Source organism: Pseudomonas sp. DSP3-2-3, from assembly GCF_049898225.1.
Classification (GTDB): Bacteria; Pseudomonadota; Gammaproteobacteria; order Pseudomonadales; family Pseudomonadaceae; genus Aquipseudomonas.
Genome location: NZ_JAFCXH010000011.1, coordinates 48,087 through 69,119, shown reverse-complemented (window position 1 = coordinate 69,119; position 21,033 = coordinate 48,087). Strand labels below are relative to the sequence as shown.

At 57.6% G+C, this 21,033-nt stretch carries 22 protein-coding genes and 1 pseudogene; 13 read left to right on the top strand and 10 right to left on the bottom strand.

The features are described 5' to 3' along the window. Positions 1 to 12: 12 nt before the first annotated feature. The 3 genes from ACP7E4_RS14630 to ACP7E4_RS14620 are packed head-to-tail and all read right to left on the bottom strand — an operon-like array spanning position 13 to position 2,269. The gene (locus ACP7E4_RS14630) at positions 13 to 789 is read right to left on the bottom strand and encodes an ABC transporter permease (protein WP_426115452.1); all 777 of its coding nucleotides are present in this window, start codon (positions 787 to 789) and stop codon (positions 13 to 15) included. Beyond that, positions 786 to 1,547: an ABC transporter ATP-binding protein gene (locus tag ACP7E4_RS14625; protein ID WP_426115450.1), complete on the bottom strand. Its 762-nt coding sequence runs from the start codon at positions 1,545 to 1,547 to the stop codon at positions 786 to 788. The genes ACP7E4_RS14630 and ACP7E4_RS14625 overlap by 4 nt, the downstream gene beginning before the upstream one ends. Next, on the bottom strand, positions 1,544 to 2,269 hold the full coding sequence (locus tag ACP7E4_RS14620) for a GntR family transcriptional regulator (protein ID WP_426115447.1): 726 nt from the start codon (positions 2,267 to 2,269) through the stop codon (positions 1,544 to 1,546). Before ACP7E4_RS14620 ends, ACP7E4_RS14625 begins: the two co-directional genes overlap by 4 nt. A gap of 307 nt (positions 2,270 to 2,576) precedes the next feature. On the opposite strand from ACP7E4_RS14620, the gene ACP7E4_RS14615 reads away from it, so the two are divergent. The 3 genes from ACP7E4_RS14615 (at position 2,577) to ACP7E4_RS14605 (ending at position 4,088) form a co-directional block, all read left to right on the top strand. Continuing rightward, positions 2,577 to 2,738, top strand: coding sequence for a hypothetical protein (locus tag ACP7E4_RS14615; protein ID WP_426115444.1), 162 nt, complete (start codon positions 2,577 to 2,579; stop codon positions 2,736 to 2,738). Between the two features lie 4 nt (positions 2,739 to 2,742). Continuing rightward, the gene (locus ACP7E4_RS14610) at positions 2,743 to 3,378 is read left to right on the top strand and encodes a helix-turn-helix domain-containing protein (protein ID WP_426115442.1); all 636 of its coding nucleotides are present in this window, start codon (positions 2,743 to 2,745) and stop codon (positions 3,376 to 3,378) included. 188 nt (positions 3,379 to 3,566) lie between these two features. Beyond that, the gene (locus tag ACP7E4_RS14605) at positions 3,567 to 4,088 is read left to right on the top strand and encodes a hypothetical protein (RefSeq protein WP_426115440.1); all 522 of its coding nucleotides are present in this window, start codon (positions 3,567 to 3,569) and stop codon (positions 4,086 to 4,088) included. Between the two features lie 317 nt (positions 4,089 to 4,405). On the opposite strand, the gene ACP7E4_RS14600 is transcribed toward ACP7E4_RS14605, so the two are convergent. The 5 genes from ACP7E4_RS14600 to kdgD all read right to left on the bottom strand — a co-directional run bounded on the left by ACP7E4_RS14600 (position 4,406) and on the right by kdgD (position 10,401). Further along, positions 4,406 to 5,242, bottom strand: a complete 837-nt coding sequence (locus ACP7E4_RS14600) for an alpha/beta hydrolase (protein WP_426115438.1) — start codon at positions 5,240 to 5,242, stop codon at positions 4,406 to 4,408. 11 nt (positions 5,243 to 5,253) lie between these two features. After that, positions 5,254 to 7,635 carry a TonB-dependent siderophore receptor gene (locus tag ACP7E4_RS14595; RefSeq protein WP_426115435.1) on the bottom strand — a complete coding sequence of 794 codons (2,382 nt, stop codon included), beginning with the start codon at positions 7,633 to 7,635 and terminating at the stop codon, positions 5,254 to 5,256. Positions 7,636 to 7,699: 64 nt separating this feature from the next. Continuing rightward, entirely contained in the window at positions 7,700 to 8,626 is a 927-nt protein-coding gene (locus tag ACP7E4_RS14590) for a DUF4880 domain-containing protein (protein WP_426115432.1), read from the bottom strand. Continuing rightward, the gene (locus ACP7E4_RS14585; RefSeq protein ID WP_426115430.1) at positions 8,623 to 9,141 is read right to left on the bottom strand and encodes a sigma-70 family RNA polymerase sigma factor; all 519 of its coding nucleotides are present in this window, start codon (positions 9,139 to 9,141) and stop codon (positions 8,623 to 8,625) included. The genes ACP7E4_RS14590 and ACP7E4_RS14585 overlap by 4 nt, the downstream gene beginning before the upstream one ends. 351 nt (positions 9,142 to 9,492) lie before the next feature. Further along, positions 9,493 to 10,401, bottom strand: a complete 909-nt coding sequence (gene kdgD / locus ACP7E4_RS14580; RefSeq protein ID WP_426115670.1) for a 5-dehydro-4-deoxyglucarate dehydratase — start codon at positions 10,399 to 10,401, stop codon at positions 9,493 to 9,495. A gap of 381 nt (positions 10,402 to 10,782) precedes the next feature. Between kdgD and ACP7E4_RS14575 the strand changes: the two genes are divergently transcribed. The 5 genes from ACP7E4_RS14575 to ACP7E4_RS14555 all read left to right on the top strand — a co-directional run bounded on the left by ACP7E4_RS14575 (position 10,783) and on the right by ACP7E4_RS14555 (position 15,318). Then, positions 10,783 to 11,289: a TRAP transporter small permease gene (locus ACP7E4_RS14575; RefSeq protein WP_426115428.1), complete on the top strand. Its 507-nt coding sequence runs from the start codon at positions 10,783 to 10,785 to the stop codon at positions 11,287 to 11,289. After that, on the top strand, positions 11,289 to 12,572 hold the full coding sequence (locus tag ACP7E4_RS14570; RefSeq protein ID WP_426115426.1) for a TRAP transporter large permease subunit: 1,284 nt from the start codon (positions 11,289 to 11,291) through the stop codon (positions 12,570 to 12,572). Before ACP7E4_RS14575 ends, ACP7E4_RS14570 begins: the two co-directional genes overlap by 1 nt. A 26-nt stretch (positions 12,573 to 12,598) precedes the next feature. Next, positions 12,599 to 13,597 carry a TRAP transporter substrate-binding protein gene (locus ACP7E4_RS14565; RefSeq protein WP_426115424.1) on the top strand — a complete coding sequence of 333 codons (999 nt, stop codon included), beginning with the start codon at positions 12,599 to 12,601 and terminating at the stop codon, positions 13,595 to 13,597. An 81-nt stretch (positions 13,598 to 13,678) separates the two neighbouring features. Next, positions 13,679 to 14,482 carry a carbon-nitrogen hydrolase family protein gene (locus tag ACP7E4_RS14560; protein WP_426115421.1) on the top strand — a complete coding sequence of 268 codons (804 nt, stop codon included), beginning with the start codon at positions 13,679 to 13,681 and terminating at the stop codon, positions 14,480 to 14,482. A gap of 38 nt (positions 14,483 to 14,520) precedes the next feature. Next, a complete protein-coding gene (locus ACP7E4_RS14555) occupies positions 14,521 to 15,318 on the top strand; it encodes an HpcH/HpaI aldolase family protein (protein ID WP_426115419.1) in 798 nt (265 codons plus the stop codon). A gap of 86 nt (positions 15,319 to 15,404) precedes the next feature. Here the strand turns inward: ACP7E4_RS14555 and ACP7E4_RS14550 are convergent, their stop codons facing one another. Further along, the gene (locus tag ACP7E4_RS14550; RefSeq protein ID WP_426115417.1) at positions 15,405 to 16,304 is read right to left on the bottom strand and encodes a LysR family transcriptional regulator; all 900 of its coding nucleotides are present in this window, start codon (positions 16,302 to 16,304) and stop codon (positions 15,405 to 15,407) included. A gap of 112 nt (positions 16,305 to 16,416) precedes the next feature. Between ACP7E4_RS14550 and ACP7E4_RS14545 the strand changes: the two genes are divergently transcribed. The 5 genes and pseudogenes from ACP7E4_RS14545 to ACP7E4_RS14525 all read left to right on the top strand — a co-directional run. Further along, positions 16,417 to 17,085, top strand: a complete 669-nt coding sequence (locus tag ACP7E4_RS14545; protein WP_426115414.1) for an RraA family protein — start codon at positions 16,417 to 16,419, stop codon at positions 17,083 to 17,085. A 73-nt stretch (positions 17,086 to 17,158) separates the two neighbouring features. Beyond that, on the top strand, positions 17,159 to 18,214 hold the full coding sequence (locus ACP7E4_RS14540) for a TRAP transporter substrate-binding protein (RefSeq protein ID WP_426115411.1): 1,056 nt from the start codon (positions 17,159 to 17,161) through the stop codon (positions 18,212 to 18,214). 29 nt (positions 18,215 to 18,243) lie between these two features. After that, a complete protein-coding gene (locus ACP7E4_RS14535) occupies positions 18,244 to 18,861 on the top strand; it encodes a TRAP transporter small permease subunit (RefSeq protein ID WP_426115409.1) in 618 nt (205 codons plus the stop codon). Next, positions 18,862 to 20,142, top strand: a complete 1,281-nt coding sequence (locus tag ACP7E4_RS14530; protein WP_426115407.1) for a TRAP transporter large permease — start codon at positions 18,862 to 18,864, stop codon at positions 20,140 to 20,142. 62 nt (positions 20,143 to 20,204) lie between these two features. Further along, positions 20,205 to 20,484, top strand: a pseudogene (locus ACP7E4_RS14525) (aminotransferase class I/II-fold pyridoxal phosphate-dependent enzyme); the annotation flags it as partial. A 15-nt stretch (positions 20,485 to 20,499) separates the two neighbouring features. Here ACP7E4_RS14525 and ACP7E4_RS14520 read toward each other — a convergent pair. Continuing rightward, complete coding sequence (locus tag ACP7E4_RS14520; protein WP_426115405.1) at positions 20,500 to 20,892, bottom strand: VOC family protein; 393 nt, start codon at positions 20,890 to 20,892, stop codon at positions 20,500 to 20,502. Between the last annotated feature and the right edge of the window lie 141 nt (positions 20,893 to 21,033).

Below are 21,033 nucleotides of genomic sequence, written 5' to 3'. Positions count from 1 at the left end.
GTTCCTGAGGGATTATTGATTGGAGGTTTTCCAGCGAAACAACCGCCGTTCGAGGGGTTTGAGCACACCGGCCTCAAGCAGCAACATCAAGGTGACCAGCAATATCGTCCAGGCGAAGACCTGATCGCTTTGCACCAGGTCGGCTGCCTGGCGCAGGCGATAGCCGATGCCATCGGAAGCGCCGAGGGTTTCCGCCACCAGCGACACCCGCCAGCCGAACCCGAAGGCCAGGCGGGCACCGGAAAAGAAGTACGGCAGGATCGTCGGCAGGTAAATCTTGAGCAGAATCTGCCTGCGCGACATGCGAAACGAGCGCGCCAGATCGATGTATTGCCGCTCCACGGTTTGCGCGCCCTGCCAGACGTTGGTCAGGATCAGCGGCATGGAGGTCATGAACACCACGAACACGGTGGTCGCGTCGGAGATACCGAACCAGATGATGGCGAAGATCGCCCAGATGGCCGAGGAAACGGTGTTGAACACCGCCAGGATCGGCTCGAAAAATTGCGCAAGCGCGCGGTTGGAGCCCAAGGCCAGCCCCAACGGCGTGCCGATCAGCGCAGCCAGTGCAAAGCCGCTGAAGACTCGGCCCATGGTTGCACCCAGATCGTGGGTAAAGGTCGCGCTATGCCACAACGCACCCAGGGCATGAAAGACTTTTTCCGGGCCCGGAAGCACAAACGAGGGCAAGCGTGCCGCAGCAAACCACCAGGCAATGGCAAATACGCCCACCAGCAGCAAACGCTGGGCAAACAGCACGACAAAGCGATGGGTGAGCATGCTGTTCATACCGTCAACCGCAGTTGTCGAACCTGCTCGCTGACATCCGCAGCCGTCGGCGTACGCGGACGCTGCAAATCGATGCGTACCACGTCCCGCACCCGGCCGGGACGCGGCTCCAGCACCACCACTCGATCCGCCAGCACCACGGCTTCTTCCACGTCATGGGTGACGAACACCACGGTCATGCCCTTGAGCCCTTGCAGCCGCAGCAGTTCCAGATGCATTTGCGTGCGGGTCTGTGGGTCCAGCTTGGAGAACGGCTCGTCCATCAACAGCACGCTGGGTTCCACCACCAGGCTGCGGGCCAGCGCCACCCGACTGCGCATGCCGCCGGAAAGCTGATGCGGCCAGGCCTTGGCAAACGCCCCCAGCTCGACCAGATCCAGCGCAGCATCAGCTCGGGCGAGGCGCTCGGCTTTGTTCATACCCGCGCCTTCCAGACCGAACGCAACATTGCTGCGCACGGTTCGCCACGGCAGCAAGCGGTCTTCCTGAAACATATAGGCCACACGCCGCCAGCCGGCGAAATCTTCGGCGGCGAAGCCTTCCAGTTCCAACGTTCCATGGTCCGCTTGCAGCAGGCCGGAAAGGATATTCAGCAACGTGCTCTTGCCGCAGCCCGAAGTGCCCAGCAATGCGAGGATTTCCCCCTGATCGACTTGCACCGAGATGTCCCGCAGCACCTCAAGCGCACCGAAATGCTTGGAGATGCCTTGCAGGCGCAACGCCGGAACCTGGGCGGGAATGTTCGCCGCCGCAGTCATCGGGCAAACCTCGCGGCGAGCAACGGCAGCGACGCACCCGACTCGCTCAGGCTGTCATAGACCTTTTCCAGCGTCATGGCCTGGAAGGTCTCGATATGGCGACGGGCGATCAACTCGACGCGTTTGCCATCACCTTCTTCGAAGGCGCTGATCATCGCGTTATGATCGTGCTTGATCTCAGGCTTGGTCCGCTGCACGTTGAAACCCAGCGCGACCAGGCGGGTCATTTCGTCCATCAGGCCGGATAAGGTACGCACCAGACGCTCGTTGCCCGACGCCTCGATGATTGCCATGTGAAACGCCTTGTTGGCGTCCATGAACACGTCGATCTGTTCGGACAACGGCGCCAGATGGCGCACCCGGCAGGCCGCTTCGAGAACGCGCAACTGCGCCACATCGACCCGCCCGACTGCAAGTCGCGCCGCCATGGGTTCGAGCTGCACCCGCAGGGCAAAGATCTCTTCCACATCTTTCAGAGTGACCGGCGCAACCTGATAGCCCTTGCGTGGCCGAGAACGCAACAGGTTCTCGTGGCACAACCGGGTCAGTGCGATCCGGCAGCTGCTCTTGCCGATGCCGTAGCCAGCCATCAAGTCAGGCTCGGTGATTGTCGTGCCTGGCATCAACCGGCACGACAGAATGTCGCGACGAATGCGGCTATAGGCATCGTCGCCAAAACTGGCGACTTCGGGTCTGGCTAGTGGCGTGGAGGGAATCGTCATAACGCAGCTTCAATCCGGTCTGTGGGCAGCTCACAGCTGGATTCTGTGAGGCTTACCAAGAGCCGCTACGCTAATTCAAAACGTGGCAAATCCGAACGAACCCTTTCGGCTAAGAATATGCAACAGGAGCATAACGTGAGCATCTCACAGAGATAAGATGCATAAAGGTCGCGTTCATTCGCAATCGGGACCTGTAAACGCCTAAGTCCAAAATGGAATTAACAAATACGAACTCAGTATTTATGGATCTATGTTCAGTCGCAGTAATGTGGCGCATCACTTAGCTGCCACTTACGAGAGCTGCCTCATGTCTGATTCCGCCAACGTCATAGATTTCAATAGCTATCGTAAACGCCGGCAAGCACGGGCAATGGCTGAGTTGATGTGGGCGATGTACGCCACCAGAGCCAGCGTTGCCAATTTCACGTTCACGGCAGCGAAACTCTCCAGTGAGACTCGCCAGGCTTGAATCCATGAACTTCCTGCAGACCGTAGACGACCCGACAGATACCCCTTTAGCCAACGATTGCAGCAACGCAGACGACGACGTGATTGGCCCGCGGGTCGCAAGCAACCTGCAACGTCTGCGCAACAAACGCTACCTGTCCATGGACGCTTTGGCGCGTCTTACCGGGGTGAGTCGGGCGATGCTCGCCCAGATCGAGTCAGGCCGCAGCGTCCCGTCGATCAAAGTGCTGTGCAAGATCGCCAAGGGCTTGAAGGTCTCCGTCGCGGCGTTTCTGGATGACAGGGCTTTCGAAGGCGTGGCCTTGCTGCCCGCCCGGCAGAGCAAACGTCTGGTTGGTGCCGGCGGCGCGTTTGTCAGTCGTGCCTTGTTCCCCTTTGACATGGCGCGCCAGTCCGAATTTTACGAAGTGCGCCTGAGCGCGTTGGGCGAGGAAGCTTCGCCGGGACATGGACCGGGTGTGCAGGAGAATCTGGTCGTCGCGCAGGGCGTATTAGAGATCAGTCTGAATGAAGAACGTTATCTGCTCTCTACCGGCGATTCGATCCTGTTCTACGCCGACCAGCCACACCGCTATCGCAATCCTGCCGACAGCGAAGCAGTGGCGTATTTAGTAGTAACCTATCCGGAGCGCCTCGACTGAGTGTTGCCTGGAAAACCAAAAAAGCCCCGACGCGCAAACGTCGGCTTTTTGGTGGATCGTGTGCCGTCCTTGGTGGGAGATCTCCGTCCAGACGCCGCGTTGTCGCGCAGCAAACACCGGCACCCGTTGGAGCGAGCATTTTCAGTTCAACGATTGTACATGTCCTGCGCCCGGCAACCGATCAGCAGGTGCAGCACATCATCGGCATGCCATTGCAGCTCATCATCATCGGCATGGCGCAGTCATTCATCATCTTCATCATCAATGCGCAGCAGTTGTTCATCATTTCCATGCTCATGCCTGGCATCGGCATCATCTTGCACTTCATGCAATCGGCTTCGACGGTGCATTCCATGATGCATTTCATCATTGGCATCGGCATGCCCATTGGCATCATCATCGGCATGTTCATGGTCGACATCATGTTCGTCATCGCCATGCCGTCTTCGGTCATGCACATCATCGACATGTTGGCGCAATGCATCATCATCGGCATGCCGCACTTCATCATCATCGCCATCATGTCGGCGCTGTTCTTGAACATGGCCATGTCCATGCCTGCTGCCGGCCTCATGGTGCACATCATGCCGTCGGCCATCATGTCGCACTTCATGGTCGCCATCATCATCGGCATGCCCATCATTGGCATCATCGGCATGGTGTTGTTCATCGGCATCGGCATTGCGTTCATCATGTTCGAAACTCCGTAATCGAAAGGAATGTTGAAATTCATGGTGCCGATTCTAGAGGCACTGGAACGCGCCGCAAGACGATGATCCAGCAGTGAAAATCCATGCTGGACGCCACCATTGACGCAACAAAGCAGAGTTGTCGATGCCGATAGTGTCGATAAGCGCGCCGCTACATTAGTTAGCAGCGCTATAACGTCGATATGGCTGTTATGGATATGCCATCTATTTCTAATGCTACAACTGGAAGAAATAAACGTTCTAACAGCGAACGCGCGCGCATGAACTCTATTGACTCACGGAAGAACTCCTGCAAATTTCCAGGCATGTACGGCCATTCAGTAACGCCGGGTGCTGATCAACTCATCGAGCACCCGCGTGGGAACACGAAACGGCACCGACATGTGATCCTCGCCCGGTTCGATCTGGAAGTCGCTACGCAGCCCGTACTGCGACAAATCCTGCAGGCGCCCTTGCAAGGCGCGGGCATCCTGGATGGCCTGGACCATATCGCGCTCGCCCATCAATAACGTCAGGCTGCTGTGGATCAGGTTCAACTGCCCGGCATGCGCGCGTTTGCTGAATGCACGCTCCGGCTCCAGCAGGTAGCGATCCTGCCACCACAGGCTCGGGCTCACCGCTACCACATGCTGAAACAGTGTTGGCCGGGTGAACAGCGTATAGACACCGAACATGCCACCAAAGGAATGCCCCACCAGGCTGCGCTGATCCTGATCGACCTTGAAGCGCTCGGTCACCTTCGGCATCAGGCGCTTTTCAATGAAGTCGAGGAACAGTTCCTGCCCACCTTGCGGCGGATCGTTGCGCGCAGGCGGCGCAGGCGGTGACAAGTCGAACGCACGCCGCACGAAGTCCAGTGGCGTATCGCTTGGGTAGCCGATAGCCACCAAAATCGAACCGCGCAGGCGTTTTTGCGCCCGCTTGGCTGCATGGAAGGCCGGGAAATAGGCGTTGCCGTCAAGCAGATAAATCACCGGATAACCGCCGGTGTAAGGCACATCACCCTCAGGCAGGCTGATCATGATGCGGTACTCGCGACCCTCCGCGCTTTGCATCGTCCACTGCTCGGTAGCGTCCAGGGTCACCGGCTCGGCGTGGGCGACTGAGGCGCCAACCAGCATGGCACCCAACACCATGAATAACATGCGAATCATCGTCTCTCTCCTTACCAGCGATAGCTCAGGCTGGTGACGACACTGCGCGCCTCACCCCGGTAGCAATAGCCTTCCTGGCAATTGATGTAGCGCTTGTCGGACAGGTTGCGACCATTCAGGGCCAGACGTACACCGTCCATAGCGCCACCGAAGTCGTAATGCACGCCGGCATCAATCAGCGTGTAGTCCTCGTTCTTCACCGTATTCGCCGCATTACCGTAGTTACTGCCGGTGTAGCGCGCGCCGCCGGACAGCCCAAGGCCCATGGGCAGGCGGTAATTCAGCCAGAGCGAGGCCAGATGACGCGGCACATTCATCGGTGCCTTGCCTTCATTACCGTCGTTGCTGCGGGTGACTTCCGGATCGTTGAAGCTGTAGCTCGCCGTCATCCGCAGGCGTTCAGTCAGGTCGGACACAGCCTCCAGTTCCAGGCCACAGGATACCTGCTCGCCCGTTTGTATGCTGTTGAGGGGATTGGCCAGATCGCGCGTCCGCACATTGGTTTGCGTCAGGTGATAGAGCGAGCCCGTCAGCATCGTGCTGGTGCCCGGCGGCTGGTACTTGAGGCCCACTTCGTACTGCTCGCCCTTGGTCGGTTTGTAGGGTTCGCCGCTGGTGTTGGTGCCACTCTCGGGCCGGAACGACGTGGCATAACTGACGTACGGCGCCAGGCCATTGTCGAACAGGTAAAGCACACCGACCTGGCCGGTGGTCGCCGAATCACTCGTGTTGCTGTTGTTGTCACTCAGGTTGTTCGAGCGCCGCACCTTGACCCAGTCACGGCGCAATCCGGCCGACAGGCGCCATTGGTCGAGTTCGATCTGATCCTGCATATACAAGCCGCTGCGATGCTCCAGCCCGTCTTCGTCAGCCAGGGGAGTAGTCGGATGCGCCACCGGCTGGTGATAGTTCGGCGCATAGCGATCGATCGAAGGAGCATCGCCCATGGCATACAGCAACGACGTGTCGATCCACGCATAGTCCATGCCGGTGATCAGCGTGTGATGCAGATTCCCGGTGGCGAAGCGACTCACCAGACGGGTATCGGTGGACAGCGATGACATGTCTTCATAGACACCTATCGCCGAGCGGTTGAGGGTATGGCCATCGCCGGCGTCGCTGGGCTGGAGATACTGGTTAGTGGTGTCCACCTGACCGTAACGCAGGTTCTGCTGCACGCTGAAGGTATCGTTGAACGCGTGTTCGAACTCATAACCCAGCGTCCACTGCCGTTGTTCGAGCTTGTCGAAGTACTCGTCACCCTGCCAGAAGTTGGAGAGATGATCGCCGTCCTGATACAGCATTGGCGAAGCACCGGTCTCCCGCTCCTGATACTGCGCGAGCACGGTCAGGCGGGTGTCGGGGTCGATCTGCCAGCTCAGCGAAGGCGCCAGCAGACGGGTATCGTTGTTCAACTGCTCGATATAGTTTTCTGCATCGCGGTACACGCCAACCGTACGGAACAGGACATCGCCCGCCTCATCCAGGCGCCCGCCCACATCGAACTGCGCCTGTTGGTGGTTGTAGTTGCCGGACTGCACCTGCACTTCGTTTTTCGCCAGCAGGCTCGGACGCTTGCTCACCCGATTGACCATGCCGCCGGGGCTGATCTGCCCATAGAGTACCGATGCAGGCCCTTTGAGCACTTCGATGCGCTCCAGGTTGTAGGCCTCGGTGGAGTACAAGGACAGCCAGCCACTGCCCGGCTGGCGCAGACCATCGAGAAAGTCAGCACCGATGGTGGTCTCGAAACCACGGACACTGATCATGTCGAAGCGCGGGTCCAACCCCGAGCTGCCGACCCGCACACCCGCGCTGTACGCCACGGCATCTTCGACCCGGTCGACCTTGCGGTCCGCGATCTGCTCGGCCGTTACTACACTGATGCTCTGCGCGGTTTCCAGGATCGGCTTATCGCTCTTGGTCGCGCTGCTGGCGTTGCTGGCGAAATAACCTTCCACTGGCGCGAACGCACTCTGAACCGTTGCGGCATCGATGTTGGTGGGGTCAAGTTGATAGCTGGCGTCGGTCTTGACGGGCAGCACCACATAGCCCGACGAGGTCTTTTGCGCGACCAGGCCGCTACCGGCAAGCAGCTTCGCCAGACCCTCGTCCAGCGATCCGCCGCCCGACAGGCCCGGGCTGCTCATGCCGCGCACCGTTTCCGGGGAATAAGACAAGGTGATGCCGGCCCGCTCGGCGAAGGTGCTGAGCGCCTGCTGCAACGACCCGGCAGGAATGCTCGGCGCCGCTTGCCCGGTGTTCGATGATGCCGCCTGAACCGGCAGGCTCGCAGCCCCCCCAAGCAGGACCAACGCCAGGCACACGGCCTTTGGCAGAGTACGGGACGGGAACGGGGCAATGGCACGCAGAGGCAATCTGGCAAGGAACATGACGGTATCCATTCAGGAGGTGATCATCCCTAACCGGACGAACCGCAAAAGTCCGACAACTTATTTACGCCAGCGGCATGATGCGCACCCACCAACGGGTACGCTCGACGATATGTACCGGCAGCAGGTGAGTGAGATTGCGCAGCATGACCTCCGGTTCATCGAGGCGAAAAACCCCGGACAGGCGCAAGTCGGCCACCGTGTTATCGCAGCCCAACCAGCCCTGACGATAACGTCCGGCCTCAGCCAGGAAGTCGACCAGGCGGATATCGTTGACCAGCAACAAACCGCGGGTCCAGGCGAAGGGATCGAGCGGCCCCTTGCCCAACACCGTCATCTGCGCCGCGTGAATGCCCAGTCCATTACCCGCTTGCAGACGGCGCTGCCCGAATGGGGTGGAAATCAACACCTCGCCGCGCGCGACGTGGATTTCGCTGTAGCCATCACGCTCCCGCAGCACCGCCCGCGCCTGCCGGCCCTCACACACAGCGAAACGGCAGCGCACGCGCCAGTCAGCGCCGTCCACCAGCACCTCGCCAGACCGCAGCAGCCACTCGCGCCCCCGCACGTCCACTGCACTGCCGGTATTTAGCACCAGTTCAGCGCCGCCCACATCGACCCGACGACGTTCGCCAGTGGTCGTGGCAAAGTCGCTGCGCCAGGCCGGCGGCGCGGTCGTGACCAGTAGCGTTGCACCGCCCGCAGCCAAACCGAGACCGAGCAGTTTCAGGGTGCGTCGACGGCTCAGATCAGCCTCGGCCCGTCGCAACAGGGGAATGCTTCGAGCAGCATCAGGCAACTGACTGGCCTGGAATAACCCGCCCATTTGCTGCAAACGTTGCCATGCCAGCTCATGCCGGGCGTCGTGGCGTCGCCAGTCGTGCAACTGCCTGTGCAACTCGGCACTGCTGGCATTGGCCCGTAAGCGCATCTGCCATTCAATAGCCGTGCGGACGATCTCTTCCGGGACGCGCTCGGCAGCCGCAGTCACTGCGGCCCCTCGAAGCACACTCGATAGCAATGCATCAGGGCGCTCGCCACATGCCGCTCAACGGTACGACTGGAAACGCCCAACGCCTGGGCCACCTGCGCATGGCTCAGATCGCCGAGCTGATACAGCAGAAAGGCTTCGCGCACTGGCGGCTTGAGACCGTCAAGCAACTGCGCGATGCGCTCAAGGCATTGCAGCGCCTCATGACGAACTTCAGGTGATGGATGGCTGGCCTCGGGCAACTGCGCCAGCGCCTCAAGATAAGCTCGCTCCAATGCATCGCGACGCCAATGGTCGATCACCAGACCACGGGCGATACGCACCAACAGCGCACGCGGTGCACGAGCGCTGATCGGCTGACCGCGCACCAGCAAACGCAAAAAGGTGTCCTGGACCAGATCCGCCGCCTGCTGCGAGCACCCCACCGAACGCCGCAACCAGCCCTGCAGCCAGCCGCGGTGCGTGCCATACAAAAGATCGAGAGAAACGATCGAATCCGTTTCATGGAGCGACATGGAACGCCTCAGACAGACAAACACCAAAAACGCCATGAATGGACATGACAGACGCGCGCACCTTAAACGCGAATTGTTCTTATTACAACCTTTTGTACCGGACCTTTCGACTATTCATCCAGGCTTTGTGCTATGGGCGACGGCGTCCCGCAGACGCCTTGTCGGCAGGAAACGACATCACAGACCGCAGCGAGAGTTGCGCAGATGGCTGGAGTCAAGCTGGCGCGCATCGTTCCAGCATAGTTATGGCATCTCCAGAACAAAACGCCCCGCAAGCGCTTTGCACTTACGGGGCGTTGTGTAACTAACTCAGCACTGTCGATGTTTAAGTTACATAAGCGCTGTTGGTCATTATTGGCCTTGCTTTTCTATCAGCGCAGCGAGCATCTCGTACTCTTCTGAAGACAGGTCGGTGAGCGGAGTACGCACGGGACCTGCGTCATGACCGACAATCCTTGCACCTGCCTTGACGATACTTACCGCGTAACCGGCCTTGCGGTTACGGATGTCCAGATAGGGCAGGAAGAAGTCGTCGATCATTTTGTCAACGGCAATGTGATCTTCCCTGGCAATCGCGTGATAGAAATCCATCGCCAGTCTGGGTACAAAGTTGAATACCGCCGAAGAGTAAACTGGAACTCCAAGCGCTTTGTAGGCTGCGGCGTAGACCTCAGCAGTCGGCAGACCACCCAGGTACGAGAAACGATCACCGAGGCGACGACGGATCGAGACCATCAATTCAATATCGCCCAGACCATCCTTGTAGCCGATCAGGTTCGGACAGCGATCGGCCAACCTTTCCAGAAGCGGCGCAGTAAGACGACACACGTTGCGGTTGTAGACAACGACGCCGATCTTGACGGATTTGCACACGGCTTCGACATGTGCAGCCACACCCTCCTGACTCGCCTCGGTCAGATAATGAGGAAGCAGCAACAACCCTTTGGCTCCCAGGCGCTCGGCCTCTTGCGCGTATTGAATCGCCTGGCGTGTGGAGCCGCCCACACCCGCCAGGATCGGTACACTGCTGGCGCAGGTATCGACAGCAGTCTTGATGACCGCGCTGTATTCGTCGGCCGCCAGGGAGAAGAACTCCCCGGTTCCACCCGCCGCAAAAAGCGCACTGGTGCCATACGGGGCCAACCACTCCAAACGTCGCGCATACCCGGAGGCATTGAATTCACCGCGGCTGTCGAAATCAGTCAGCGGGAACGAAAGAAGCCCCGAGGAAAGAACGGATTGAAGCTCAGATGGAGTCATCTTTTTATCACCTGTTTTATTGTCATTGGGAAAGCAATTGAAGTCATACGACATCATATAACAGCAAATAAAACAACCCTGCCGTTTATTTAAAATCGAACAACTTAAAACGTTAACGACTTGTTTTGCACAACTGATTACTTTCCCTTATCTGACTAATAAAAATATTGACTCAGTGAATAACGTTTTTGAGATTGACATAACTTCACTGGAAAGAAAGACTCACCACAGGTCATACGACGACTTACAACTAATAAAAAAGGTGATTTTATTTATGCTCCGTTTGCATTGTCCTGCATCGCGCTCCAACCGGATAAGCACCTCTCTTCTTGAAAAATTTCAGTTGCGCAGCCTTCACACAATCAACCTGGTGCAAGCACCATGAAAGAACTCCTGAAACTCTATTTTCTAGTACTTAAGGTATTGATCATCGCGTGCCTGGTTTGTATCACTGCGCTGATCTTCACCAACGTAGTGTTGCGCTATGGCTTCAATTCCGGCTTGTTCTTCACTGAAGAAATCTCCAGGCTGGCATTCGTCTGGCTGGTCTTCGCTGGCTCCCAGCTCATGCTTCATGAGAAAGGCCATATCGGCGTCGATATCCTGACCAGCCGTGTATCGCCCAGGACAGCCAAACATTTGTTGACGCTGACCTATCTGCTGATGCTGTTCACAACCTCGCTGTTTCTTCAGGGCAGCTGGAAGCAGACACTGATCAACTTGCACGTAGGCGCCCCTTCCACCGGAGTTTCCATGGGGTTGTTCTATGGCGCCGGGTTGGTGTTTTGCGTCTTGAGCACCCTTCTGCTTTGCGCTCAATTGGTGAAGCACCTGGCCACACCGGCTGGCGTGTCACTGTCCTCAACCGCACACGGGGTGCTCAAATAATGGCCCTGGGCGTTTTTGTCGGCGTGCTGATGGCCGCCTTGCTCATAGGCGCGCCAATCGCCTATGCACTGATCCTCTGCGGCGTAGCCCTGATGTGGCTGCTCGGGTTGTTCGACGGCCAGATCATCGCGCAGAACATCATCAACTCGGCGGGCAGCTTTCCGTTGCTGGCCATTCCTCTGTTCATCATCGCCGGTGAGGTCATGAACAGCGGCGGCCTGTCCAAGCGCATTATCAACCTGGCCATTTCCCTGGTCGGCCATATGCGCGGCGGCCTTGGTTACGTCACCATCTTCGCCGGGGTACTGCTCTCCAGCCTGTCCGGGTCGGCACTGGCAGACGCGGCGTCGCTGACGGCGCTGTTGCTACCGATGATGGTCATCGCAGGTTACAACCGCAATCGATCCGGCGGCCTGATCGCCTCGGTCTCGGTGCTCGGCTCGATCATCCCGCCCAGCATCGGCTTTGTCGTCCTGGGGGTCGCCTCCGGCTTGTCGATCACCAAATTGTTCCTGGCGGGTATCGCTCCAGGGCTGATGATTGCCGTTGCGCTGGTCATCGCCTGGTGGCTGGTGTCACGTCGTGACAACGACGTCGAACTAAGTCCGAAGGCCTCTGGCAAGGAACGACTCAAGGCCCTGGCCGACAGTACTTGGGCGCTATTGTTGCCAGTCATCATCGTGGCCGGCCTGCGCTTCGGTGTAGTGACCCCTACCGAAGCGGGCGCGGTGGCGAGTGTGTATGCGCTGCTCGTGTCATCGCTTATCTACCGTGAACTCAGCCTGAAGTCATTCAGCGAGCTGCTGCTGCGCGCAGGAAAGACCACTGCGGCCGTCATGTTCCTGGTCGCCGCAGCCTCGATCCCGGCCTGGATGATTACCATCGCGGACATCCCGGGCCAGATCATCGACCTCATTCAACCCTTCATGGACAACCCGAAACTGCTGATCGTGGTGTTGATGTTGTTGATTCTGGTGATCTCCATGGTGATGGACCTGACACCGACGGTTTTGCTGCTGGCGCCAATCCTCGTACCGGTAGTGACCGCCGCGAACATCGACCCGATCTACTTCGGCGTGCTGTTCATGATCAATTGCTCCATCGGCCTGATTACGCCGCCCGTGGGCACGGTGCTCAACGTCGTCTGCGGTATCGGCAACATGCGCTACGAAGCGCTGCTCAAAGGCACCGTGCCGTTCCTGATCGCCGAAGTCATCGTGCTCTTCCTTCTGGTGATCTTCCCCGACCTGGTGACTGTTCCAGCGCAATGGTTCGCCCACTAGAACAACTGACAAGAAAAGGAAAAACCATGAAGAAGCAACTAACCGTTCTTGCTGCGCTGCTGCTGGCCAGCAGTTTGAGCTTCGCCGCCGAGTACAACGCGCGCACGATCAAGTTTGCCGCGACCAGCCCGAAAGGAACGCCGCCGGCAATCGGCATGGAGCTGTTTGCCAAGAAGGTCAATGAACGCAGTGGCGGCAAGATCAAGGTACGAACCTTCCCCAATGGAGTGCTGGGTGGCGACGTACAAGTGCTCTCCTCGTTGCAGGGGAATGTGGTGGAAATGATGACCTGGAACGCCGGTCTGATGCTCAATCATGTGACCGACTTCGGCATTCTCGATTTTCCCTTTATCTACAATGACATGGCCAAGGTCGACGCCATGCTGGATGGCGAAGTCGGCAAGATGTTGATCGACCAGTTACCGGCGAAGAACCTGGTCGGCCTGGCTTTCTGGGAGTTGGGCGTGCGCAACCTGACCAACAACGTCCGGCCGGTGCAGAAAATGGAAGACATCGCCGGCCTGAAGATTCGCGCACAGCAATCGCCCTTGTTCCTGGATGCGTGGACCGCACTCGGAGCGAATCCCACACCCCTGCCCTTCACCGAAGTTCACACCGCACTCGAGACCCACACCGTGGACGGCCAGGAAAACCCGGCCGCGCTAATCCTCGCCTCAAGGTTCAATGAAGTTCAGAAATACCTCAGTCTGACTCAGCACAACTACAACCCGCAGATCGTGCTGATCAGCAAACCCTTCTGGGACACGTTGAATGATGACGAGAAGGCCCTGCTGACGGAGGTCGCCATGGAAGTGCGCCTTGAGCAACGCGAGATTTCTCGCCAGGCCGACAGCACGACGATCGCCGAACTGCGCAACTCCGGCATGCAAATCAACGAACTGGCCCCCGAAGAGATCGCGCGCATTCAGCAAAAGGTTCGCCCGGTGATCGAAAAATACGCCGCGCAGATCAATCCCGAACTGGTGAGCAAAGTCTACAAGGCCATGGATTACCAGCCGCAATAACGGTGCCGTAAACAAGGTCAGCCCTGCGCTGACCGTCCTATTCAGCGCACGCCTTATAAACAATCAAGAGGAAGCAACAGCATGAAAATTTCGGTCGCACAGATCCACCCGGTGGCTGGCAATCCGGTGCAAACCATCGGCAAAGTTGCCGAACTGTCGCGTCAAGCTGCAGAAGAAGGATCGCGTCTGATCGCATTTGCCGAATGCCTGTTGACCGGAGGCTCCTTCGACAGCCGCGAAGAACTGGAAAAAGGTGCCATCAGTCTCGACGCACTCGACCCCTTGCTCACGGCTACGGCTGAAACCGGCATCCACATTGTCGTCGGTTTTTATGAAAAATACGCCGAGTCGATCTTCAATACGGCGGCACTGATCGGCCCCAAAGGGATCATTGGTTTGCATCGCAAGCGTCATCTGCCGTTCATGATCGGTGACCGCTTCACTGATCGCCCTGCTGATTGGACGCCGCCGGTATTCGACACTGAGATCGGCCGTATCGGCCTGGCAATCTGCTACGAAATTCGCTTCCCGGAAGTCATTCGCACCCTGGCACTGGAGGGAGCTGACATCGTTATCCTGCCTGCGGCCTGGCCCGAGCAGGCTCGCCTGCTGCCAGACGTTTTCAGTACCGTGCGCGCTGCCGAAAATATCGTCTATTTCGTGGCCCCAAATCGCAATGACCTGGACGGCGGCATGCAGTTTATCGGCATGAGCCACATCATCGAACCTTCCGGCAAGACCTTGATCCGCGCAGGACAGGAAGATGGCGTTTTCAGCGTCGACATCGATCTGGATAAGGCGCGTAACAAGTCATTGATACGCGACCCCGGCGTGTTCGAGATACACCCCTTCCGCGACCGTCTGCCTGAGACCTATCGCCTCTGACGCAGCAGCCACCGACAACGCATTCTCAGGTACTTGCAATGCACAAGAAGATCACGTCACTGAAAGATCGAATGGCTGAAGGCCCGACGTTCGGGATGAACATCTACAGTACGTCCTGCATGGCCATCGAAGTGGCTGGCAACTGGGGACTGGATTTTGTCTTCGTTGATGCCGAACACACTGCGCTTGGCGTCGACAAAGACATGGAAAAATTGATTCTGGCGGCCAACCATGCCTCCATACATAGCCTGGTACGTGTTCGCGGCACCCTCGAATGGGACATCCGTAAAGCCTTGGAAATGGGCGCTTCAGGGGTCATCGTTCCCCAGGTCCACAGCGCCACACAGATGCGGGAAATCATCCGCCACAGCAAATTCCCACCATTCGGGCGGCGCGGCGGTGACAGTTCGGTTCGCTCCGCGAATTACGCAGGACCCGGATTTGACTGGGCCAGTTACACGCAAAAAGAAAACGCCCGTAGCGTCATCGTACCCATGGCCGAGAGCTACGAGTTCTTCGACAACATCGATGAAATTCTCGACGTCGAAGGTATTGATGCGGTGCATTTTGGCCCGGCGGATTACTCGCTGTCGCGTCAATTGCCGGTCGATTATCGCCTCGGCAATCCCGAAGTCCAGGCGCGCCTGGCCTTGCTGATCGAGAAATGCCATGGCCGCTCGATTCAAGTCATGGTGCCCTGCTTTCCCGCAGACACTGAAACCTCCCGGCGCCTTTTGGATATGGGCTGCGACATGTTACTGATGGGCAGTGATCTGTCATGGCTGAACCAGGCGGGACAACAGATATCGGCCATTCAGAAGACACTTCAGGGATAAAGAGAATCCATCAATAAGAACAGCTCATAAACAATAAAAGCCGAATCAATAAACTTGATTCGGCTTTAACAGTATCCCGGAGAGCGTTAGCTGACCAAAAAGTTTTGGCGTAACAGTGTCGCCTGAGTAAGTGCAACCAATTCATCGAGCTGAACATCGGGCCTTTCCGTTACATAAGACAAACAGAACCTGGCCGGTTCTATAGGTGGATTGCAGGGCAACACCTTCAATAAGTCAACGGACAACATATCCCGAATTAACGGAACCGGAAGAATCCCGATAGCATATCCGGCAGAGATCATTTTCGCGATGAACGCCAGGGAATTACTGGAGTGGAAAGCCTCGGACACACTCCCCCCCTCTTTAAGCCACCGCTCAACGACTGAATACAATGTCGAGGGCGCGGAATGCGTCACTATGGGATGGGCGCAAGCGTGTTTCGGTAGAAACTCCCCACCTTCGATCTCCAGTTGTGCGGCGGCTACCCACTGAAAGGTCATCCATCCTAAAAAGATGTCAGTGACATCGTCTCGCGTAATCGGATTGGTCAGAAGCGCCAGGTCAAGCTCGTGATCATTCAACTTCTGGTTAAGCACCGCCCCCACATCGATAGTGATTTCAAGAGTGATCTCCGGGAAATGCGCCTTGATTTCGGCAATGACCGCAGTCAACCCGACCATTGCCGAACATTCGTCAGCACCGACGCGCAATCTGCGATTCTGCTTTTGCTTGGCGGCAAACCGTTCAAGCTTCACGCTGTTGTCAAGCGCCAGTTCCGCATGTTGCAGGGCAATCAGGCCATCGGCGGTGATGATCATGCGTTGCTTACTGCGGTCGAAAAGTTTCACACTCAGCAACGACTCCATCTCGCGAATTCGAGACGAAATTGCCGGTTGTGTCAGATGAAGATGTCGAGAGGCAGCATGGACACCGCCTAATCGGGCAGTCCAATAGAAAGCCTCGATCTGCATCAGGGTAATTCTCATGATAAAAATCGTCCCGCCGTTGACTCGTTGTTTTTTATTATCACATTAAAATCATGCTTGTTAGGATGAACGGACTGTATCAGACATTCATCAAAAACAAGTAAATTCCAGCATGTATATTATTGAAGAACTACCACGACAGATCGCCGGGGAAGAACTTTCGGTTCTTCTCGAAGCGGAGCCGGCAACGATTGGCCACTTCACCACTAAAGGTATTTTAAGTCCTCGGATAAAAGCACACTTCCAGGACATTAGAACCGCGGGAACCGCAGTCACCGTAAGAATGCCAGGGGCCGATGGGGGAATTCTGCATTACGCGATGGGTTGCGCAAGGCCAGGCGATTTCCTGATCGTGGATCGCTGCGGTGAGCGCGTCACCGCAGCCATGGGCGGCGCCATGGCTTATGCAGCCAGGCAGGCTGGAATCGCCGGGATCGTCATTGATGGGTTCGTCACCGACCTGGGTGAGTTGCGCCAGTATGGGGTTCCCATATGGTCCTGGGGCGCCAGTGCCGTGACCACCCGGCTCAAGGGGGACGAAGGTGAGTTTTGTACGCCTGTCCAGTGTGGCGGTGTGGTTGTTCATCCCGGTGATGCCGTGGTCGCCGATGAGAATGGCATCGTCATCATCAAGCCAGACCAGGTCCTCACACTGGCCAGACGCGCAATCGAGTTTCAGGAGAACGAAAAAAACACCTTGGCAAGACTGGCAAACGGCGAGAAATTCCCGGATGTCGTAGGTTCCAGATCGATCATCAACGCTGCAATCGGAGACTTTTGAACAGGTGAACAAAGACCCGCTTCGCTGCCCCGTTTCTGCCATGTAGCTCCCTCAAAAAAACAAAAGGACTACCATGCAACCGTTCAAGATACCGCCCCTGATCATTGCCCTGCTCAGCGGTCTGATCGGGCCCGCAGCCTTTGCGGACACCCCGGCAACCACCCACTTCAATGTCATTGGCGGTGGCAGCCACAATTACACGTTTCGCGCAGTGGAAAAGCCGTTCTGGAACACGACCCTGCCCGCGAGTTCTGGCGGGACCGTCACGGCTCGCCTCAGAGGGCTATCGGAGAGCGGCCTCAAAGGTCCGGAGATGGTGCGCCTGATACGTCTTGGCGCGGTGGATGTCGGCATGGGGGTTTTCGCTTTCGTCGCCGGTGATGATCCATTCTTCGAAGGTATAGATCTGCCCGGCATGGCTGCCGATATCGAAACCTCACATCGGGTTTCGGCCGCGTTCAAACCGGTATTGGCACAACGCATGGCCGAACGACATGGCGTCAAGCTGCTGGCAACGGTGCCCTATACGGCGCAAGTGTTCTTCTGTCGCACCCCCATCACCTCGATAGAAGACCTCAAGGGACGCAAGATTCGCGTTCGCGGGCGCAATATGTCCGAGATGATCAAAGCGCTCGGCGGAGCACCCATGACCTTGCCTTTCGCCGAGGTCGTGACGGCCATGCAGACCGGCGTCATTGATTGTGCGGTGACAGGCATTGGCTCAGGCAACGCGGCCAGATGGTACGACGTTGCCAACCACATCTATAACTTGCCTGTGGACTGGTCGATTGGTTTCTACGCCATGGGCCTGAAGCGCTGGCAATCATTGCCCGAACCTGTACAGCGCCTGCTGCAGGAACAGTCCGACGTACTCGAAGCCAAGTGGTGGGAAGAAACCGCCAGGGAAAATCACTCTGCATTGGCCTGCAATATCGGCGCGCCTGACTGCCAGATTCACCACCCCGCCAATATGCAGGTCAGCACACCGACAAACGTCGAAAAACAGGTTGTGCGGGACGCCGTGCTCAAGATCGCCAACAACTGGGGCAAACGCTGCGGGGCGCAATGTGTCGAGCACTGGAATGCCACGGCGGGCGTTGCCCTTGGCGTAAATCTGCAAAAACCCTGACCCGCACCCGTTTTCGGAGACCCCCGGACATGAAACACACTGAATCTTCTGGTATCCGGCTCGTAAACACCATCGCCAGGCTGAGCGCCTGGCTCGGCGGCATTGCGCTGATGGGCACTGCATTGATGATCGGTACCGACCTGATCCTGCGAAAGACCATTGGCATGTCCATGGGCGGCGCCGATGAAATAGCCGGTTATGTCCTGGCCATTGTCAGCACCTGGGCGTTTCCCATCGCCCTGTTAAAGCGCTCGCATATCCGGGTAGACATTCTCTACTCACGGCTGAAGCCCGAAGCCAGAACGTCGCTGGACCTGCTGGCCCTGAGCTGCATGGCGATTTTCGTGGGTACCTTGCTGTTCCACTCCTGGGGCGTGCTGTGGGACTCCATTCAGTACCGCTCTGTTTCCACCACGCCGTTGCAGGTCCCGCAGTGGGTGCCTCAATCAGTCTGGTTCGCAGGCTATGTGTTCTTTGCCCTCACCATTGTGGTACTGGCCTGCGCGAGCCTGACCCATCTGCGTCAACAAAGATGGGCGTCGATCACTGCGCTGATCGGCATCAACTCCGTTGAGGAGGACATTCAAGAAGAAATCCACAGTCCCGCGCCGGGGCTCAAAACTTCCCCATCGAATGGAGCGAACTAGATGCTGGCCTTTACCCTCTTCACCCTGCTCGCCTTGCTTGGCTTGAGCGTGGCCGCAGCGGTCAGCGTCGGCCTGCTGGGCATTTCGTTGTCAGAACTGTTTTCGACATTGCCACTGAGCAACGCCATGGGCGAAATTGCCTGGAGCACCAGCGCCGAATTCCTGCTGGTGGCTATTCCGCTTTACATACTCATGGGCGAGTTACTGGTGTGCTCGGGCGTCGCAGGACGTATGTATGGCGCCGTCGCCAAATGGCTGTCGTGGCTGCCCGGCGGCTTGATGAACTCCAACATCGGCGCCTCCGCGCTGTTTTCGGCAACCAGCGGCTCCAGCGTGGCGACCGCCGCAACGATCTCGACCATAGCCCTGCCGGAGCAGGAGCGAAAAGGCTATCCGGCTCCGCTGTTCCTCGGGTCTATCGCCGCTGGCGGTACTCTTGGCATATTGATCCCACCCTCGATCAACATGATTCTGTTCGCGCTGATCGCCAATCTGTCGGTGCCCAAACTCTATCTGGCAGCGACGATTCCCGGCATTCTGCTCAGCTTCATGTTCGTCGCCATAATCGTCCTGGCTTGCGTTATCCGCCCGGAACTTGGAGGTAAAAAAGAACACTCAACCTGGGCTGAACGACGGGCCAGCATTCCCGACCTGCTGCCGCCGCTGGCCATCTTCGCCCTGGTGGTCGGTGCCATCTACAGCGGCTTCGCAACTGCCAGTGAGTCGGCCGCCCTGGGGGTCATTGCTGCGTTTTCCCTGGGCCTGTGGCGACGCGCGTTTACCTGGCAAAATCTGGCACAGGCCTTCGAGTCCACTATGCGCACGACCGGAATGATCATATTCATTACCTTGTCGGCGTTTTTCCTCAATTTCGTGCTGTCTTCCATAGGGCTGACATCCACCTTGGTCAGTTTCGTGACGGACCTCGACATGTCCCCGATGGGAACGCTGCTGGCCATCATCGTGTTCTACATCATCCTCGGCTGCTTCATGGATACGCTGGCCATGCTGATCACCACGGCACCGCTGGTGGTGCCAGTCATTGTCGCTCTGGGTTTCGATCCACTGTGGTTTGGCGTGATACTTATCATTCTGTGCGAAATGGGACAAATCACTCCCCCATTCGGGATGAATCTATTCGTGGTGCAGAGTATTCGCAATAAAGGCAAATTCCTGGATGTGGTCTACGGTGCCTTACCTTTCTGTTTTGTATTACTTATGTTGATCGCGCTCTTGATCCTGTTTCCGCAGATCGCGCTTTGGCTCCCACAATTTGCTTGATGGACGTTGTCACCGCGGGGGCTGGGCTGCGAGAAAACGTATGGAAAATTGCAAGGCCCGCCCTGTTGAACGATACCCCGGTCCTTGAATGCCTAAGTCCAGCCGGGGCGTTCTATGTGTTCGCTTTCGGTGCCGGATTGACCGGTCGTACCCCAGCGGGTGGCCCAGTACTGCACAGCGAAAGATGTCGCTCACGTGCGGCTCGACGAAGCGGATGTGGCCGTAGTGCACGGCAGCGCCTTTGGTCCTGGTCCGCACATTCGCATTGCCTATGCCCCGGATGACGCATCATTGCGCCAGGCTTGCGAGGCGATCCGGTCGTTTTTTGCCGCCCTGCGTTAATTTTCAGGCGGCTCGTCAACCTATGAAGAATACGGCGACCTTGTTTCCCAATGGATCACGAAGGTAGGCGACGTAGAAATCGTCATCGTAGGCGTCTCGGTACCCCGGAGCGCCTTCATCCACTCCTCCGTTTGCCAGACCGCCCTCATAAGCCGCTTCGACCTGCGCCTTGGAATCGGCCCGAAACGCCAACATGACGCCGTTTCCAGCTGTCGCCAGTTGGCCATCAAAGGGTTGCGCGACATGAATGGTTCCCGGCCCATTCGACTTGTCGGCAATATCCGGCAGAGAGAAACAGTATTGCTCCTGCGCTACCTCTTTCTCATAACCCAAGGGTGAAAGCACGGCGTCATAGAATCGTCCGGAAGCCTCGACGTCGTTAGCGCCAATGTATAAATAGCTGAGCATGATCTCCTCCTGACGGGGCATGGGTGAAATCGGTTGGCTGATCCCGGAAGCGACCGATCGAAGTCCATAGGATTCTAGACAGCGATTGCGGGGAGCGCGTGGCGCCCCCCCCTGAGTCATGGGAAATCCGATTATCTGCAA

Excerpts from the sequence above, each read along its gene's own strand:
- ACP7E4_RS14630 (WP_426115452.1), bottom strand. The coding sequence starts at position 789 with ATGAACAGCATGCTCACCCATCGCTTTGTCGTGCTGTTTGCCCAGCGT.
- ACP7E4_RS14625 (WP_426115450.1), bottom strand. The coding sequence starts at position 1,547 with ATGACTGCGGCGGCGAACATTCCCGCCCAGGTTCCGGCGTTGCGCCTG.
- ACP7E4_RS14620 (WP_426115447.1), bottom strand. The coding sequence starts at position 2,269 with ATGACGATTCCCTCCACGCCACTAGCCAGACCCGAAGTCGCCAGTTTT.
- ACP7E4_RS14615 (WP_426115444.1), top strand. The coding sequence starts at position 2,577 with ATGTCTGATTCCGCCAACGTCATAGATTTCAATAGCTATCGTAAACGC.
- ACP7E4_RS14610 (WP_426115442.1), top strand. The coding sequence starts at position 2,743 with ATGAACTTCCTGCAGACCGTAGACGACCCGACAGATACCCCTTTAGCC.
- ACP7E4_RS14600 (WP_426115438.1), bottom strand. The coding sequence starts at position 5,242 with ATGATTCGCATGTTATTCATGGTGTTGGGTGCCATGCTGGTTGGCGCC.
- ACP7E4_RS14595 (WP_426115435.1), bottom strand. The coding sequence starts at position 7,635 with ATGTTCCTTGCCAGATTGCCTCTGCGTGCCATTGCCCCGTTCCCGTCC.
- ACP7E4_RS14585 (WP_426115430.1), bottom strand. The coding sequence starts at position 9,141 with ATGTCGCTCCATGAAACGGATTCGATCGTTTCTCTCGATCTTTTGTAT.
- kdgD (WP_426115670.1), bottom strand. The coding sequence starts at position 10,401 with ATGACTCCATCTGAGCTTCAATCCGTTCTTTCCTCGGGGCTTCTTTCG.
- ACP7E4_RS14575 (WP_426115428.1), top strand. The coding sequence starts at position 10,783 with ATGAAAGAACTCCTGAAACTCTATTTTCTAGTACTTAAGGTATTGATC.
- ACP7E4_RS14570 (WP_426115426.1), top strand. The coding sequence starts at position 11,289 with ATGGCCCTGGGCGTTTTTGTCGGCGTGCTGATGGCCGCCTTGCTCATA.
- ACP7E4_RS14565 (WP_426115424.1), top strand. The coding sequence starts at position 12,599 with ATGAAGAAGCAACTAACCGTTCTTGCTGCGCTGCTGCTGGCCAGCAGT.
- ACP7E4_RS14560 (WP_426115421.1), top strand. The coding sequence starts at position 13,679 with ATGAAAATTTCGGTCGCACAGATCCACCCGGTGGCTGGCAATCCGGTG.
- ACP7E4_RS14555 (WP_426115419.1), top strand. The coding sequence starts at position 14,521 with ATGCACAAGAAGATCACGTCACTGAAAGATCGAATGGCTGAAGGCCCG.
- ACP7E4_RS14550 (WP_426115417.1), bottom strand. The coding sequence starts at position 16,304 with ATGAGAATTACCCTGATGCAGATCGAGGCTTTCTATTGGACTGCCCGA.
- ACP7E4_RS14545 (WP_426115414.1), top strand. The coding sequence starts at position 16,417 with ATGTATATTATTGAAGAACTACCACGACAGATCGCCGGGGAAGAACTT.
- ACP7E4_RS14540 (WP_426115411.1), top strand. The coding sequence starts at position 17,159 with ATGCAACCGTTCAAGATACCGCCCCTGATCATTGCCCTGCTCAGCGGT.
- ACP7E4_RS14535 (WP_426115409.1), top strand. The coding sequence starts at position 18,244 with ATGAAACACACTGAATCTTCTGGTATCCGGCTCGTAAACACCATCGCC.
- ACP7E4_RS14530 (WP_426115407.1), top strand. The coding sequence starts at position 18,862 with ATGCTGGCCTTTACCCTCTTCACCCTGCTCGCCTTGCTTGGCTTGAGC.
- ACP7E4_RS14520 (WP_426115405.1), bottom strand. The coding sequence starts at position 20,892 with ATGCTCAGCTATTTATACATTGGCGCTAACGACGTCGAGGCTTCCGGA.